We start from the raw sequence: 14773 nt of genomic DNA, 5'->3' as shown, positions 1-14773 counted from the left end.
TAAGATTACTTGGTTTTATTAAAAATCTCCTTATTTTTTTATTCGATATGCGAAAATTTCAAAGCCCAATTATGTATATTATCTGCTGTTCCAGCTTCTGACATAGTTAATAAATCTGACAGTATACCGCTGTTATTGTCTTTTTTATAGATTGTTTTTAATTTATCGGAAATAGATTTGATCTTATCTATTTTAGAATTCCAACTGCTTTTATCAGCACTTGATAACTTCGTATCATCAAAATAGCCTCTTAGTGTTAAATGTTTTTTTTGAATTGATACTAGTTGGTTTGCTATAATATCTCCTTCTTTTATTAAAGCCTTATAAGAATTAACCATTTCTTTATCTGAAGCAGAATATTCTATTTTTTGATACTGAATAAAATCTGAGTTTGGTTTCGTTGAATAATCTGTAAAAGTTGATGGGTATGTATGTATCGCATAAAGTTCTTTTGTTTTTACATTTTGTATTAAAAATAAATTTTGATTTCTATTAGTTGTAATTTTAGTATAAACTGCATCACTAGCAATATTAGTAAAAGGAATAGCTTCTCCATTATCTATGCTCATACTAATATCTTCCAATTTTATTAGACCATTATAAAATTTCTTTTCATGCTCAGCAATATATAAATGACTTATTCCTTTTGCCAACTTATCCGCTAATTTAGTATTAAGTTTAAAATTTTGTTTTTTTTCACTCGTCCATAAATACCAATCATTAGGGTTCGAATTTGCGATTAAATTTCCATCTTCTGAATAAACTAATTTGTCCTCTACCTGTGCTACTGCACAAAAACTCATTAAAGTTAACCCTAAAGTTAACAGTGATTTATAGTGTTTCATATTTTAAATTTATATATGTTAAGTAAGACTAAGATCCAAATTTACTTAAGTATCATTCAATATGCTAATTTATTATAATACTAATAGTTATTTTTGTGTTTTTACAAAAACGATCGTTTTAATACAGTGTTCCGGTGCTTTTGTAAAATTCAATTTTTTGCTTGTTTTACAATCAATATATATTTTACATTGTGTTTTATCTTTCATTTTCATTTTACTACATTTACTATACCTTAAAGTAAAAAGCTATTGATAATAAGTTTTATCGGACATTAGTGATTTGTATTTAAGAAAAACTTAATTTGGAGATAAATAGTTGCAACCTCCACACAAAACATGCAACCTATTTTGCAACCTTTAAATCAGTATAGTGTGTAGTATACAAAATTAGATATTGAGGTATTCTACTGAATACCTGAGGTATAGAAACAAAAAAAGCCACCATACAGGTAGCTTTTTAAATAAAAGTGGAGAAGATGGGGCTCGAACCCACGACCTCTTGACTGCCAGTCAAGCACTCTAGCCAACTGAGCTACATCCCCGACCTTGTTACTTTTTTATCGTTTTGTACTCTCGACTAAAAGTTCCGCTAACATACTCATTTTTTTCTGATATACATCAGCAATTTCATTATTTATGTATAAATCCATATTGCTAATTGGAATACTATAAGGTAAAGACCAAGCTCTTAATGCTTTAGCAACATTGTCTAAGGCCTGAATTCCCTGCATGGCTTGATTTCCCCCAGACCAACACGTAAAACCAATAAATTTATTGGTTAAATAGGCTGGTGAATCGCGGGAAGTCAGTTCCAACCAATCCAAGGCGTTCTTCATAACCCCTGTCATGCCACCATGATATAAGGGGGTTAACCAAATCATGATATCCGCAGAACGGAAAGCATTTATAAAACGGGTAACATCTTGAGGAGGGGTTTCCATGTGTTTTGCTTGGAATATAGGGATCTGATAATCAGATAAGTGTACTTGTTCTACCTCTAGGTTAGCCTTTATGAATTCGTCCGCATAAAACTGTGCAATACGTCGAGACGTTCTAAAAGATTCTTCATCCAAAGAACCATTAAAAATTAAAGCTTTCATAAAACTATTTCGTATTTTTTTACGGCTCACAATTTACGATAAATATTCATCACCACATCTTTTTAACGGGTGAAAATGCGACTCTTTACTCCGAAATTAACTGTTTTGGAATAAAGCCAAACATCATAAGCAAGGTGTTATCTTGGTATAAATTGAGGGTTTGTTCCGCTACATCAAAGGAAAAGGTTTCCCCTTCGAGTAACTGAATAAACTCTTTTTCGATGGTCTTGCGAGTGTCCGACATACAGGGTTTCTTTTTTACCTCTAAATCAAAAAACTGTATTTTGTTAAAGGTATTGCTAATGGCAATTTTTCCCGTAAAATAGCTACATCCTGTATAGCCCGAAACGGTGTTAGTATGAAAGTCAAACGTTAAATACGGATGATAGACCCGATTGCTTTCTCCTTTGAATTGAATTAATTTCCAAGCGTGTTTTTCGATATACTTCAACAGAGGATTGTGTGGCTGTACAGAAAAAGTAAAGGATTTCTTTTCTTCATTCACAATAGATAATACTCCATGATCGGTGTGTACGCGAAGTTTTTGATTGCTTAAGGCCTTAAAAAAAGCCTGTTCAAATTCATTGACATTTTTCGTACAACTATTTTCATTGGTTACAATCGCATCCGTTACAATTTGCGTGTAGTGTTTGCGTTCCTTGATCTGTTTGATAGGTAAGGTGTAGTTGTTGCAGCCGGCAAATCCCTTAATCTCGTATTTCACCGTATTAATTTGTAATGTTGTTTGGCGTTGAATAGGAAGTGTATGCGTTGTCTGCGTTAAAATCCAAGTAGTATTGAGTATCGAATCCTGAGGAATCTGAGCCTTTGTCGAGCAGATAAAGGAAAACAGAACCAACAAAGTGAGGTAGATTTTATTCATAGGGCAACTATTCATGTTTTTAGGTTCTTAAAGGTAGTGAATTAACTGTCTCAAAAGAAGATAAAATGAGCGTTAACAGCAATCTAACATTTTGATAGGCAAGTAAGAGTGAACAAAGTACTTTATTTCCTTTGGATTTTATCTTTTAATTTATTGAGGATAAATTGGGTGAGAAGTAGAATTAATTGTAATTTTACTCCCCAAACACAACTCTTTTTTATATGAATCCAAAAGTAGTACTTACTTCAAAAGAGATTGATATTATTCTTCATCGTTTGGCCTGTCAGTTGGTGGAAAATCATTTGGACTTTTCCAATACATTGCTGATTGGTATTCAACCTCGCGGTAAATATTTAGCCAAGCGAATCAAAGCTATTTTAGAAACAGAATACCAGATTACCAATATTCCCTTGGGCTATTTGGATATTACGTTTTTCCGCGACGATTTTAGGAGAAATCAAAAGCCACTTGAAGCAAATCGAACTGAAATTGACTTTCTTGTTGAAGATAAGAAGGTCGTTTTTATTGATGATGTTTTATATACAGGACGTAGTATTCGCGCAGCTTTAACTGCCATTCAATCGTTTGGACGACCTGCAGAAATTGAATTATTGGTGCTCATAGACCGACGTTTCAGTCGTCATTTACCGATTCAACCCGATTATAGAGGAAGACAGGTAGATGCTTTTGACCAAGAGACGGTACGCGTGCATTGGTCGGAAGATGGAGCAAGTGATTGCATCTATCTGGAAGAATTTGATACGAAGTAAAACGGAAAAGCAAGTTAAAGGAATGAAAGAATTAAGTGTAAATCACCTATTAGGAATAAAATATATCAACAAATCAGATATTGATTTGATTTTTGAAACAGCTGATCACTTTAAAGAAGTTATCAATAGACCCATTAAAAAAGTACCCTCCCTTCGAGATATTACCATTGCCAATATCTTTTTTGAAAATAGTACACGTACAAAACTGTCGTTTGAGTTGGCGCAAAAAAGGTTATCAGCAGACGTAATTAGTTTTTCTTCGGCACAGTCCTCAGTAAAAAAAGGAGAAACCCTTATCGATACGGTAAATAATATTTTAGCAATGAAAGTGGACATGGTGGTAATGCGTCATAGCAATCCAGGAGCCGCTTATTTTTTGTCCAAAAATGTGAAAGCGAGTATTGTAAATGCGGGAGATGGTGCACATGAACACCCAACACAAGCGCTTTTAGATAGCTATTCAATCCGCGAGCGATTAGGTGATGTAGCAGGGAAGAAAGTTGTTATTGTAGGTGATATTTTACATTCTCGGGTGGCCTTGTCTAATATCTTTGCGTTGCAAATGCAAGGGGCTGAGGTACGCGTTTGTGGACCGAATACCTTACTTCCAAAGTATATTGAGAGCTTAGGGGTCAAAGTAGAATCCAACTTGAGAAAAGCACTAGAATGGTGTGATGTAGCCAATATGCTACGGGTACAGAATGAGCGTTTGGATTTTAGTTATTTCCCTAATACACGAGAGTATGCACAACAATTTGGGTTAACGAAGGAAATTTTAGATTCCCTCAATAAAGAAATTGTGGTGATGCACCCAGGGCCTATCAATAGAGGAGTAGAGATTACTTCTGATGTGGCTGATTCTCAACAGTCTGTTATCTTAGATCAGGTGGAAAATGGAGTTGCTATTCGCATGGCGGTGATTTATCTTTTGGCATCCAAAATTAAATAGCTATTTTAGTACGTTAAAAAAGAAAAAATGAAAGTTACTGAGAAAGGACATACGAAGGTAATCCAACTAGCAAGTGAGACGATAGAAGGATTCTTGCAAAAAATAACAGAGCAGTACAAAACGCAGTTTATGCCGTTTAATCTTGTGCTTGATTTGTCTGGTTCGCAAGAGACGCTGACTGATGATACACTTGAAACCTTAGAAGAATTGGCAATTGAACACATGGAAGAGGCAAACAAATCGTTTGTTATCGTGCTATCAGCTGTGAATTTTAATGATTTTGACGGAGACCTCATCGTCGTACCCACAAAACAAGAAGCTTTCGATTTGATTGAAATGGATGAAATACAACGCGATTTAGAACTATAGGAATAGAAAAGGCTTAAGGTAATTAAGCCTTTTTCTTTTGTAGGCTGTGGGCTTTTTTTGTAACTTACCTGCACGAATTATAAAATTTTGACCCATTGAAACTTACGATATTAGGTTGTTACGCAGCTACGCCACGAACCATGACCAACCCAACGTCTCAGGTTCTTGAGCTGAATGGACATATGTTTTTAATTGACGCAGGTGAGGGAACTCAAATTCAATTGCGAAAGAAAAAACTGAAGTTTCAGCGTATTAATCACATTTTTATCTCGCATTTACACGGAGACCATATGTATGGGTTAATCGGTTTGATTTCTACCTATTCACTTTTGAATAGACAAAGCGATCTCCACGTGTATGGACCGAAGGGAATTAAAGAGATTATTTTACTTCAGTTGAGACTGAGTAATTCTTATACGGGTTATGGCCTGTATTTCCATGAATTAGAAAGCAAAGAAAGTACGGTTGTTTTTGAAGATGAACGCGTGATCGTACGCACCATTCCTTTGGATCACCGTGTATATACCAATGGATATCTATTTGAATCGAAGCCCGGTGATCGTAAGCTGCGAATTGGCGCCATTGAAGATTTGGGCATTGAACGCTGTTACTATCAGAAAATCAAACAAGGTGGGGATGTTACCTTAGATGATGGAACAGTGATACCCAATACATCCATAACTTATGATCCAGAACCGACAGAAAGTTATGCTTTTTGTTCCGATACCTACTATTCAGAGGCGATTGTACCCATCATCAAAAATGTAGATGTCTTGTATCACGAGAGTACTTTCTTAGAATCAGAAAGCCATTACACGGAACGAACCAAACACTGTACGGCCAAACAAGCTGCAACTATTGCTAAATTAGCAGAGGTTAAAACTTTAGTTTTAGGACACTATTCTACACGTTATGACGATATCAGTCTTTTTAAGACCGAAGCTGCAGAAGTTTTCGACGGAACAATCCTAAATGCCGATGATGGTGTTATCTTTGATTTCTCTAAATAACCTATACAATGAACGATTTAAGTAACTATAGAAAATCCTACGAAAAACAAGTGTTAATCGAGGCCGAAGTTAATTCTAATCCCCTGATGCAATTTCGTCAATGGTTTTGCGAAGTGGAAGATTTTGGAGGAGTGGAAGAAGTGAATGCCATGACAGTTTCTTCGATTGGATTAGATGGATTTCCAAAAGCCAGAGTGGTGTTGTTGAAATCCTATGATGAACAAGGATTTGTTTTTTTTACCAACTACCAATCAGAAAAAGGAAAGGCAATAGTAGCGAATCCCAATGTATGTTTATCTTTCTTTTGGCCGTCGATGGAGCGTCAAGTAATCATTAAGGGAAGAGCTAGGAAAGTAAGTGAAAACCAATCAGACAATTATTTTGATAGTCGACCTTTAGGTAGTCGTTTAGGCGCTATTGTATCCAATCAAAGTGAAGTTATCTCGTCTTACGAAAGCTTGGCTAAGGCTTTAAAAGAATTAGAAGAAACAGCTACAGAAGACAATGTACATCGACCTGCTTATTGGGGTGGTTTTTGTGTTGAACCCGTGAGTATAGAGTTTTGGCAGGGAAGACCTAATCGACTACACGATCGTATTCGCTACACGCTAACAGCGGATCAATTGGATTGGAAAATAGAACGTTTAGCTCCATAAAAATGAAGAAGCAACTAAGAATACAAAAAATAGTACTTCCACTAGTAGTGGTAGGAGTTATGATTTGGGCACTGATGGAACAAGCTTCAGAACACCCCAAATTATGGGTGCAGGTTATGGGAGTGGCTGTATTTTTTTTGGCCATGGCTCGCCTAATGCAGAAAACCCCTAGTAATGCACCTAAAAAAACTTTAGAGGTTCGATCAACTGCTCCTTTGGAAACGCAAGAAAAGGAAGCAACGGAGGACTATTCAATAACCGTAGTAAATAAAAAACAGGAATAGAAAGTAAGATGTTAAGTAAAGGAGATTACGTACAAGTATTAGACGAGGATGAAGAAGGGGTGATTATTCAAATTCAAGGGGATCAGGTTACAATCGAAACAAAAGATGGCTTTGTGTTGAACTACAAGCCTTCTGAATTGTTGAAGATTGAAAAAGATCAAGAAGTAGATTTTAAATCCGCCAGCTCTAAAGGCTCTGTTCAAGAAGCTTTACAGAGTAAAGTAGAACCCAAAAAGCGATCATTTATCAAAGAAAAGAAATCGCGTAAGGATGAGTTTGTTTTAGAGGTTGATTTGCATATTGAAAAGTTGACGAAGGATTACAAACGCATGGAAAAACACGATATGCTCACCCTACAGTTGGATGCAGCAAGAGGACAGCTCGAATTTGCCATCCGCAATCGAATTCCGCGTATTGTCTTTATACACGGCGTTGGAGAAGGAGTGCTCAAAGCTGAACTTGAGTTTTTGTTTAGCCGTTATCCCGAAGTAGTAGCAGAAGATGCAAACTATCAAAAGTATGGCGTAGGGGCGATGCAAATTTACATTAAACAGAACGTGAAATAAAAAAACAAATAAAAAGAGGCTGTCTCAAAAGACAGCCTCTTTTTATTTGTTTTTTATTGCCTATAGTGTGGGAGAATGGTGAGTGCGGTGTGACACTATTAAAAACCGTGTTTTACTGGACTCACTATGGACTCACTACGGTGATACTACGGACTCATCACGAATCATCCTTTACGCATCACGCATTACATATCACGCATCTCTCCTAACTATTCCGCAACAAAACTACCAAATGGCAGAATAGATTTTCCAAAGGTTAAATCAGTGAATTGTGCTTTGTTGAAGGTTATATTGCGTACCGTAATTTCGTGTAACAACTTAGCTGGAGCTCCTTCTGCGGGGTTAGTCCATCTGGTGTTGATGACAACTTCTCCACTTGTTGCTAGCCAGTTCTCTACCAGACGGTTGTTGTTCGCTGGTGTATTCCCTGGAATATCCCCTTCGTTTTCGCAAACTTCGATCAAGTTAATTCCTGCACGTGCATACTGTCTATATTGCAAAGGTCGATCTGCGGAGAGCGCAATTACTTTTTCACCTGCTTCTTGAGGGAAGTCTTCCACACTTAAGTGAACTAACATCGCCTCTTTATCTGAAAGCGTTACCCATTGCGTTTGGCAGGGATTAATCGTTTTAAAAGTATTGTCGTTGTTTAAGAATTTAAACCCTAGGGAGTTAGAGCTATAGTTGTTCGTTCCAAAAGGCATGCGGTCGTACTTAATATTCGCTTCACCATCTTTAAAATTGACATTTAAAAGCGTGAAGTTATATTGATAGGTCAAATTAACGCTGTGATCGCCAATCAGTTCTTCGCTGTTGTTGTTTCTTATTGAAACCATGCGCTGGGTGCGTAATGTTGCACCTGGTGAAGCTAAAATTTCCTCTACAACTACGGGTGTACTCGGAGCAGGAAACGAACAAATAGAGGCTGTCTCTACTCTGCCATTGTATTTTCTATAGGCTAAACTTGTATTGGTTCCGTCAATTTCTACATCAACAAGTTGAACGCTTTCGTCACGCATAATGTTATCCATATCAGCAACTAAGATAAACGCTTCTGTATCTTTTGTTTTGTAAAAAACCTTGGCCCCATCACCAAGACTAGAACAGCGATTTACCGTTGTTACAGTAGAAAAATCAATATTGTTATAGCTAAGATCGCCATCATTGCAAGAACTTAATCCAACTAAGCCTAGCACCGCTACCAGGGTATACACCTTCTTCATAAAGTAAATATATCGTTATCGAGAATACAAAAATACTTTTTTTATCTTAAGTAGATGCAATTAACGGCAGATATAGGTTATTTAATTATCTTTGATAACGTTAAAGATAACTTAAAATATAAGCTACTTGCTATGAATTCATTGACGGCCAAAACAAATTATCCTGCTTTATATACCTTAGTGACTGTGTTTTTCTTCTGGGGCTTTTTTGCTGCGGGGAACAGTATCTTCATTCCGTTTTGTAAGGCGTTTTTTGATTTGGATCAGTTTCAATCTCAATTGATTGATTTTTCCTTTTATACGGCCTACTATTTTGGAGCTCTTTTACTTTTCTTGGTCAGCGCGTGGAAAAAGAAAGATGTGGTGAGCAGCTGGGGCTATAAACGCTCGATTGTCTACGGATTACTGTTTTCAACGGGAGGAGCAATCGCTATGATTTGGGCGGTGCAAATCAGTGTGTATGCCGCTTTACTAGTGGGATTATTCATTGTCGCTTTAGGGTTTTCACTGCAGCAAATTGCCGCAAACCCTTTTGCTATTTCGCTTGGAGATCCTAAAACAGGAACAAGTCGCGTAAGCTTAGGGGGTGGAATAAATTCTTTAGGAACGACGATTGGCCCTTTGTTGATGGCTTATGTGTTATATGGAAGTACTAAGACGTTAACGGATGACCAAATTCAACATCTGAGCTTGGACGCTATGACACTGCTCTATGGAGCGGTAGGAGGATTATTTCTATTGGCTGCTTTCCTGTTCTTTTTCTCAAAAAAAATCCCAGATAGCCAAAGTAGTGCGGAAATAAAACCAGCCAAAAAGGCCATCGCCTTATTAATCGGAATGACGGTGTTGTTGATCGCTATGTTTGTGCCTGTATTCAATACGTATAAAAGTGAAGAATACGGCCGCGTATCTACCATGCAAAAGCAAGAAGCAGCGGTTGTAGGTGCCTTGAAAAACGAACAAGATACAGCAATAAGAGCGAAAAGTGAAGCGCAATTAGAGGTGTTGAGAAAAGAGATTAAAACAACCTTAACTCCCATAGAGAATAAGCGTATTTATCTTTTAGGAGGGGCGTTAGTTGTTATTGTAGGCAGTATCTGTTTGGCTTATGTTACCAGTCAAAAAAATAAAAAAGGATGGGGAGCCATGCAATATCCTCAGCTACTCTTAGGGATGTTAGCAATTTTTGCCTATGTAGGAGTAGAGGTGGGAATAGGAAGTAATTTAGGTGAACTTCTGAAATTAGAGGAGTTTGGATCGCTTCAGGCGGTTGAAATTGCTCCTTATGTATCCATGTATTGGGGAAGTTTGATGATTGGACGTTGGGCAGGTGCTGTAAGCGTCTTTCAGTTGAGTAAACGAAAAGAAATAATCGCCCTAATTGCTGTGCCTTTTGTTGCCTATTTTGTTATTCTATTTGCTAATTTCTTTGCAGGAAATGCAATTAAACACCTGTACTACTATAGCATTTGTGTGGCTATTCAAATTGCTTTTTCATTTTGGAGTAAAAATAAATCAGCTCGAACGATGATTCTGTTTAGCCTGTTTGGCTTGCTTGCCATGATTGTCGGTTTGTGTACCACGGGGATGTTCGCTATTTATGCATTCTTAGCTGGTGGATTAGCTTGTAGTGTCCTTTGGCCTGCTATTTTTAATATCGCCATTATGGGCTTAGGAAAATATACTGCTCAAGGTTCTTCCTTTTTAATCATGATGATTCTAGGTGGAGGAATATTGCCTCCAATTCAAGGTAAATTAGCCGATATCATTGGTATTCATGAATCTTATATCTTAAATGCAGTGTGTTTTGGGTATTTGTTGTTGTTTGGTATTTTGGCGAAACGCATTTTATATAAACAGGGAATTGCTATCGATGAGGTAGATTAGAATTTTTGTTCTTTGGCTTTTGTTGTTTGGGGGTTGCTTTTTTGTTGGTGATGCGTGAAGAGTGACTCCTACCAAACCTCACCCAAACCTCACCTAAAAGGCTTTTTTGCTGAAATTCTCCTATACAAAGAATAATGCTCTTAGCAAGAAGGAAAATGAACAACCCCTTACTTGAAAATCTCTAAACGTGATTAATTGCTTTTTTTGTGTTAAAAAAAGTATTTTTGTTTATAAATAATACTTTTTAATTAGATTTTTTTGTTTAAATGTGTGTTTTTGTTGAATAGAAAGTTTTATTTTTGCCTCCCCAAGACAAGTAATAAAAACAATGAATTTATGCAGATGAGGACAAAGGTAGGAGGATGGGTATTTCTATTTACATCCACATTCACGTATGGACAGCGAGTTGAGGTTCTTCCTTCTCATTTTACGGATACGTTGGCTTTAAAGCATATGGTTCAGCCTACGTTCCCGAGTTTTTGGGAGAAAGGTGCCGTTAAAATTAGTTTTGTTCCTACACTCCTCTTTGGAGCTTCTGCCGCTACTTGGAATAGTAGAGAGGATGTGAGAGAGACGCGAAATCGCTATATTCCAACCTTTAAGTACCATTTTGACGACTATTTACAGTATACACCAGCCGCTGCAACGTTTGGGTTGAAAGCTGCAGGGGTAAAAGGGCGTAATGAATTCAAGCGTTCCGCAATTACCTATGCAACGAGTGTGGCGATAATGGCCATGTTGGTCAATGGTATAAAATACACCGCCAAAGTAGAACGCCCTGATGGTTCTTCAAAGAATTCGTTTCCTTCTGGACATAGTGCTAATGCTTTTAATAATGCTGCTCTCTTAGATCGAGAGTATGGATTAGTCAATCCGGCTTATTCCATTGGTGGCTATGGCGTGGCAACTATGACCGCTGTAGGGAGAGGATTAAATAACAGACACTGGGTTTCTGATGTGTTTGCTGGTGCTGGAATTGGGATATTGTCTTCCCAATTGGCGTACTTCTTCGTGGATAAAATCTATGGAAATAAAGGCGATAATGTAAGTGTACTTTCTCAATTTAAAGGCAATGAAAACCCTTCGTTTTTAGCGATAAAATTAGGGTTTGCCGCTGCTTTAGAACGTATTATTGAAGATGAAGATGAGGAGGCGTTAGCGCGATTAGGTTGGGAAGCTGGATTGGAAGGAGCTTACTTTTTTACTAAAAATTGGGGAGTAGGGGGGCAATTTAGCGTTGCTGGTTTTCCTTTCAACAAAAGCAATGTTTCTATTCCTACGAATCCTGATACACCTGAATATATAAGCAAGGCGGATATTATAACAGAATCTTTAGGGTATTTGAACTTTAGCGTGGGCCCTTACTATGCAATTCACTTTTCAGATCAATGGAACTTAATGTTCAAAGGATTAGTAGGATACAGCATCGCAGCACAAGGCCATCTTAAACTGAAATACGAGACGCCAAATTTGCCAGAGGAAAGTCAAGAGTTGATTATGGCTTCGTATAAACCCAAGAATGCGATTCAGTTTATCGCAGGAACGGCCTTGACCTATAATTTTGCCTCCAATCTAGGGGCTACGTTATATGCCGATTTCAACCATAGTCAGATGAAATACAAATACATCGTTAATCCTGACTTTTTAGATCCTGGCGAACCCGAAGTTTTTACAGATCGTAGTCCGTTTAATTATATGACTTTAGGGATTCGATTAACGGCTTATTTCTAAGTGAAACAAAGCGTTAGCTTTCTTTATTAGGCTTGAGATTGGATGATGTTTTGCGCTTGTACCATATGTCTTAAATTGTGAAAAACTACAATTTTAAGGGTATCTCCAAGTCTTAATTTTATCCATTTACTAATTGAAATGGCTGTTTTGGTTTGGTTTAAATTAACCGTTTGAGCTTGCTCTAAAAGAGCGATAAGACTATCTTGTTGTTGAATAAATACAGCTAAAACGTCGCGATTTAAAACACTATGGCTCGGATTCATGGATTTAAAGGTCTTCATCTTGTTTAGCTTAGTTTTAGGTAGCATACTTTTAGCAAAATAATTACCTAGATATCCACTTTTGAATATAGGAGATGGAGTGGTGTATTTGGATGTGCTTATTTTGATTGTGAGTTCAGGAATATAAAAATAACCATATCGATTCAGGTGTTCGATACATTCTATAATACTCCAACTACTAGGCTGAGGTCTAGTGAAAAGTAAAGAGTCTGGAAGCTTTTGGAAGGCAATGGCTTCTTGTTTCATTTGATGAGTTAGTTCCAGTAAGTTTGAGAGTAGTTTGGTTGTTTCCATTTTATTTTTTGACAAAATTGGCGCTAATCTTTGAGATAAAAATTGATTCAAGTCAAGATTTCTTTAATCGAGATAGGGTTTCTGGCGACATGCCTAAGTAAGACGCAATATACTTGTTTGGAATTTCTTGAAATAAGCGCGGACTTCGTTGTAAAACACGCATATAGCGCTCCGTTGGCGATTTAATAAGTAAATCTTTTTCGCGTTCCAATTGTTGTAAAATTAAACCTTCCAAAAGGGTGTCCCAAAGCTGTTGATGAGCTGCATTACTGCGAAAAAATTGAAGGTAATGTTCTTTTTTAATGACTTTAATTGTCGTTTTTTTTAAGGCTTGGATATGAAATTCAGTCGGTTTATTGGTGATAAAGCTATCCAATGCGGTAATAAAGTTATGTCCATAACCAAATCGAATAATGTGTTCTTGATCCTGTAGAAGGATAGAGATTTTGACACTACCTGTTTCAATATAGTAAATATTGGTATCGATAGTATGCGCAAGCGTTAGGTAGTCCATTCGTTTTAAGGTGATGGTTTTGTCCCAGTGATTTGCTTGTTCTAAGCTGTTGTATAAAGCAGAAATGACGTCCATAGAGAAAGGGTTTACAGCAGAAAAAGATACGTTTAAAAGAACTAAAAGTAAAAAGATATGTTGGAGGGAACAATAATATGGAGGGGTTTTTTAGTATTATCTTTTTTGTTTTTACTACCTTTGTTTTCCGAATAAAAAAATGACACAAAAGCAGTTGCTGAATGAAAAGGAAGCAACGCGCTTGCTATAACTAATTGAGTAATGAAACAAATATATCTGGATAATGCCGCAACGACTTCTGTACGACCAGAAGTAATTGAAGAGATGGTCAACGTATTGAGAAATGATTTTGGTAACCCCTCATCGACATACGCTATCGGACGGCATGCAAAGGCGTTAATTGAAGGAGCAAGAAAAACCATTGCCAAGCAATTTAATGTAACTTCTTCCGAGATTATTTTTACCTCTTGTGGAACCGAAGGAAACAACTGGATTCTACAAGCTGCTGTGCGCGATTTAGGTGTAAAGCGAATCATTACCACAAAGTTAGAACACCATGCGGTTTTAAATACTGTAAAATACTTAGCCCAAACCTATGGTACAGAAGTGGTATTCTTGGATATTAAACCCACGAGTGAAATTGATTATGATCAATTAGAACGCTTGTTACAAGAAGATAAAAAGACCTTGGTGAGTTTAATGCACGTGAACAACGAGGTGGGAACAGAATTAGATTTAGAAAAAGTGGCGAATTGGTGTGAAACACATCAAGCGCTTTTTCACTGTGATACGGTACAATCAGTTGGGAAAAAACGCTTGGATTTAAGCACATTGCCTATTGATTTTATTGTAGCAAGTGCACATAAATTTCACGGGCCTAAAGGGATTGGTTTCGCGTTTATCCGCAAGAAAAATGTAGTAAAACCAGTGATTTATGGAGGAGAGCAAGAAAAAGGGTTGCGTGCAGGAACGGAAGGGGTACACCAAGTAGTAGGAATGGCAAAAGCCTTAGACATGGCGTATGAATTGCTAGAAGAAGAAAGCGCGTATATCGCTTCAATTAAGGCCTACTGTCAACAACGCTTGTTAGAGGTTTATCCCGATGTGAAATTCAACGGAAATGAACAAGGGTTTTACAACATCCTTAATATTCTGCTGCCAATGACACAAGAAAAAGCAGCGATGATGTTGTTCCAATTGGATATGAAGGGCATTGCAGTATCTCGAGGAAGTGCATGCCAATCCGGAAGTCAAAAACCTTCGCACGTATTAGCCCAATTCTTAAACGAAGAAGATTTGAAGAAACCGAGCCTAAGATTGTCATTTAGTCATGAAAATACAAAAGAAGAGATTGATCGATTGATTGAGCTTCTTCAAGAAATTTAAGAAAAAAAAT

At 37.1% G+C, this 14773-nt stretch carries 16 protein-coding genes and 1 tRNA gene; 10 read left to right on the top strand and 7 right to left on the bottom strand.

Translation table 11 applies throughout. The annotated features are described in order from the left end of the window. Positions 1–38: 38 nt before the first annotated feature. From ACLJX0_RS09095 to ACLJX0_RS09080, 4 genes are all read right to left on the bottom strand, one after another. Positions 39–845 carry a hypothetical protein gene (locus ACLJX0_RS09095; protein ID WP_410879896.1) on the bottom strand — a complete coding sequence of 269 codons (807 nt, stop codon included), beginning with the start codon at positions 843–845 and terminating at the stop codon, positions 39–41. Between the two features lie 468 nt (positions 846–1313). Then, positions 1314–1387, bottom strand: a tRNA-Ala gene (locus ACLJX0_RS09090). Between the two features lie 15 nt (positions 1388–1402). Next, the gene (locus tag ACLJX0_RS09085; protein ID WP_410879894.1) at positions 1403–1945 is read right to left on the bottom strand and encodes an NADPH-dependent FMN reductase; all 543 of its coding nucleotides are present in this window, start codon (positions 1943–1945) and stop codon (positions 1403–1405) included. Between the two features lie 85 nt (positions 1946–2030). Continuing rightward, the gene (locus ACLJX0_RS09080) at positions 2031–2828 is read right to left on the bottom strand and encodes an META domain-containing protein (protein ID WP_410879893.1); all 798 of its coding nucleotides are present in this window, start codon (positions 2826–2828) and stop codon (positions 2031–2033) included. 221 nt (positions 2829–3049) lie between these two features. Here ACLJX0_RS09080 and pyrR point away from each other — a divergent pair, with 221 nt between their 5' ends. From pyrR to ACLJX0_RS09045, 7 genes are all read left to right on the top strand, one after another. Next, a complete protein-coding gene (gene pyrR, locus ACLJX0_RS09075; protein ID WP_410879891.1) occupies positions 3050–3598 on the top strand; it encodes a bifunctional pyr operon transcriptional regulator/uracil phosphoribosyltransferase PyrR in 549 nt (182 codons plus the stop codon). Positions 3599–3620: 22 nt separating this feature from the next. Further along, positions 3621–4547, top strand: coding sequence for an aspartate carbamoyltransferase catalytic subunit (locus ACLJX0_RS09070; protein WP_410879889.1), 927 nt, complete (start codon positions 3621–3623; stop codon positions 4545–4547). Between the two features lie 27 nt (positions 4548–4574). After that, a complete protein-coding gene (locus ACLJX0_RS09065; protein WP_410879888.1) occupies positions 4575–4916 on the top strand; it encodes a ribonuclease Z in 342 nt (113 codons plus the stop codon). Between the two features lie 95 nt (positions 4917–5011). Continuing rightward, positions 5012–5926: a ribonuclease Z gene (locus ACLJX0_RS09060; RefSeq protein ID WP_410879886.1), complete on the top strand. Its 915-nt coding sequence runs from the start codon at positions 5012–5014 to the stop codon at positions 5924–5926. An 8-nt stretch (positions 5927–5934) separates the two neighbouring features. Then, complete coding sequence (pdxH, locus tag ACLJX0_RS09055) at positions 5935–6582, top strand: pyridoxamine 5'-phosphate oxidase (protein WP_410879884.1); 648 nt, start codon at positions 5935–5937, stop codon at positions 6580–6582. A 2-nt stretch (positions 6583–6584) separates the two neighbouring features. Next, a complete protein-coding gene (locus tag ACLJX0_RS09050) occupies positions 6585–6866 on the top strand; it encodes a hypothetical protein (RefSeq protein ID WP_410879883.1) in 282 nt (93 codons plus the stop codon). Positions 6867–6874: 8 nt separating this feature from the next. Beyond that, positions 6875–7432 (top strand): DNA mismatch repair protein MutS, encoded by a 558-nt coding sequence (locus ACLJX0_RS09045; protein WP_410879881.1) that lies wholly within the window; start codon positions 6875–6877, stop codon positions 7430–7432. Positions 7433–7641: 209 nt separating this feature from the next. Here the strand turns inward: ACLJX0_RS09045 and ACLJX0_RS09040 are convergent, their stop codons facing one another. Next, positions 7642–8655, bottom strand: a complete 1014-nt coding sequence (locus ACLJX0_RS09040) for a hypothetical protein (RefSeq protein WP_410879879.1) — start codon at positions 8653–8655, stop codon at positions 7642–7644. A gap of 132 nt (positions 8656–8787) precedes the next feature. Here ACLJX0_RS09040 and ACLJX0_RS09035 point away from each other — a divergent pair, with 132 nt between their 5' ends. Both ACLJX0_RS09035 and ACLJX0_RS09030 read left to right on the top strand, forming a co-directional pair. Then, a complete protein-coding gene (locus tag ACLJX0_RS09035) occupies positions 8788–10542 on the top strand; it encodes an MFS transporter (RefSeq protein ID WP_410879877.1) in 1755 nt (584 codons plus the stop codon). Positions 10543–10878: 336 nt separating this feature from the next. Then, positions 10879–12273: a phosphatase PAP2 family protein gene (locus ACLJX0_RS09030; protein WP_410879875.1), complete on the top strand. Its 1395-nt coding sequence runs from the start codon at positions 10879–10881 to the stop codon at positions 12271–12273. 26 nt (positions 12274–12299) lie between these two features. On the opposite strand, the gene ACLJX0_RS09025 is transcribed toward ACLJX0_RS09030, so the two are convergent. Continuing rightward, complete coding sequence (locus ACLJX0_RS09025) at positions 12300–12899, bottom strand: DinB family protein (RefSeq protein WP_410879874.1); 600 nt, start codon at positions 12897–12899, stop codon at positions 12300–12302. A 1-nt stretch (position 12900) separates the two neighbouring features. Then, on the bottom strand, positions 12901–13437 hold the full coding sequence (locus ACLJX0_RS09020; protein ID WP_410879872.1) for a Crp/Fnr family transcriptional regulator: 537 nt from the start codon (positions 13435–13437) through the stop codon (positions 12901–12903). A 201-nt stretch (positions 13438–13638) separates the two neighbouring features. Between ACLJX0_RS09020 and ACLJX0_RS09015 the strand changes: the two genes are divergently transcribed. Then, positions 13639–14763 carry a cysteine desulfurase family protein gene (locus ACLJX0_RS09015; RefSeq protein ID WP_410879871.1) on the top strand — a complete coding sequence of 375 codons (1125 nt, stop codon included), beginning with the start codon at positions 13639–13641 and terminating at the stop codon, positions 14761–14763. Positions 14764–14773: the final 10 nt, after the last annotated feature.

The sequence above is a fragment of the Myroides sp. DW712 genome, assembly GCF_046557355.1.
GTDB lineage: Bacteria > Bacteroidota > Bacteroidia > Flavobacteriales > Flavobacteriaceae > Flavobacterium.
This window is presented reverse-complemented; position numbering and strand designations above follow the sequence as displayed.

What these genes read in the sequence shown, in the direction of transcription:
- ACLJX0_RS09020 (WP_410879872.1), bottom strand. Translation starts at nt 13,437, where the DNA reads ATGGACGTCATTTCTGCTTTATACAACAGCTTAGAACAAGCAAATCAC.
- ACLJX0_RS09040 (WP_410879879.1), bottom strand. Translation starts at nt 8,655, where the DNA reads ATGAAGAAGGTGTATACCCTGGTAGCGGTGCTAGGCTTAGTTGGATTA.
- ACLJX0_RS09080 (WP_410879893.1), bottom strand. Translation starts at nt 2,828, where the DNA reads ATGAATAAAATCTACCTCACTTTGTTGGTTCTGTTTTCCTTTATCTGC.
- ACLJX0_RS09070 (WP_410879889.1), top strand. Translation starts at nt 3,621, where the DNA reads ATGAAAGAATTAAGTGTAAATCACCTATTAGGAATAAAATATATCAAC.
- pdxH (WP_410879884.1), top strand. Translation starts at nt 5,935, where the DNA reads ATGAACGATTTAAGTAACTATAGAAAATCCTACGAAAAACAAGTGTTA.
- ACLJX0_RS09045 (WP_410879881.1), top strand. Translation starts at nt 6,875, where the DNA reads ATGTTAAGTAAAGGAGATTACGTACAAGTATTAGACGAGGATGAAGAA.
- ACLJX0_RS09095 (WP_410879896.1), bottom strand. Translation starts at nt 845, where the DNA reads ATGAAACACTATAAATCACTGTTAACTTTAGGGTTAACTTTAATGAGT.
- pyrR (WP_410879891.1), top strand. Translation starts at nt 3,050, where the DNA reads ATGAATCCAAAAGTAGTACTTACTTCAAAAGAGATTGATATTATTCTT.
- ACLJX0_RS09035 (WP_410879877.1), top strand. Translation starts at nt 8,788, where the DNA reads ATGAATTCATTGACGGCCAAAACAAATTATCCTGCTTTATATACCTTA.
- ACLJX0_RS09030 (WP_410879875.1), top strand. Translation starts at nt 10,879, where the DNA reads ATGCAGATGAGGACAAAGGTAGGAGGATGGGTATTTCTATTTACATCC.
- ACLJX0_RS09085 (WP_410879894.1), bottom strand. Translation starts at nt 1,945, where the DNA reads ATGAAAGCTTTAATTTTTAATGGTTCTTTGGATGAAGAATCTTTTAGA.
- ACLJX0_RS09065 (WP_410879888.1), top strand. Translation starts at nt 4,575, where the DNA reads ATGAAAGTTACTGAGAAAGGACATACGAAGGTAATCCAACTAGCAAGT.
- ACLJX0_RS09015 (WP_410879871.1), top strand. Translation starts at nt 13,639, where the DNA reads ATGAAACAAATATATCTGGATAATGCCGCAACGACTTCTGTACGACCA.
- ACLJX0_RS09050 (WP_410879883.1), top strand. Translation starts at nt 6,585, where the DNA reads ATGAAGAAGCAACTAAGAATACAAAAAATAGTACTTCCACTAGTAGTG.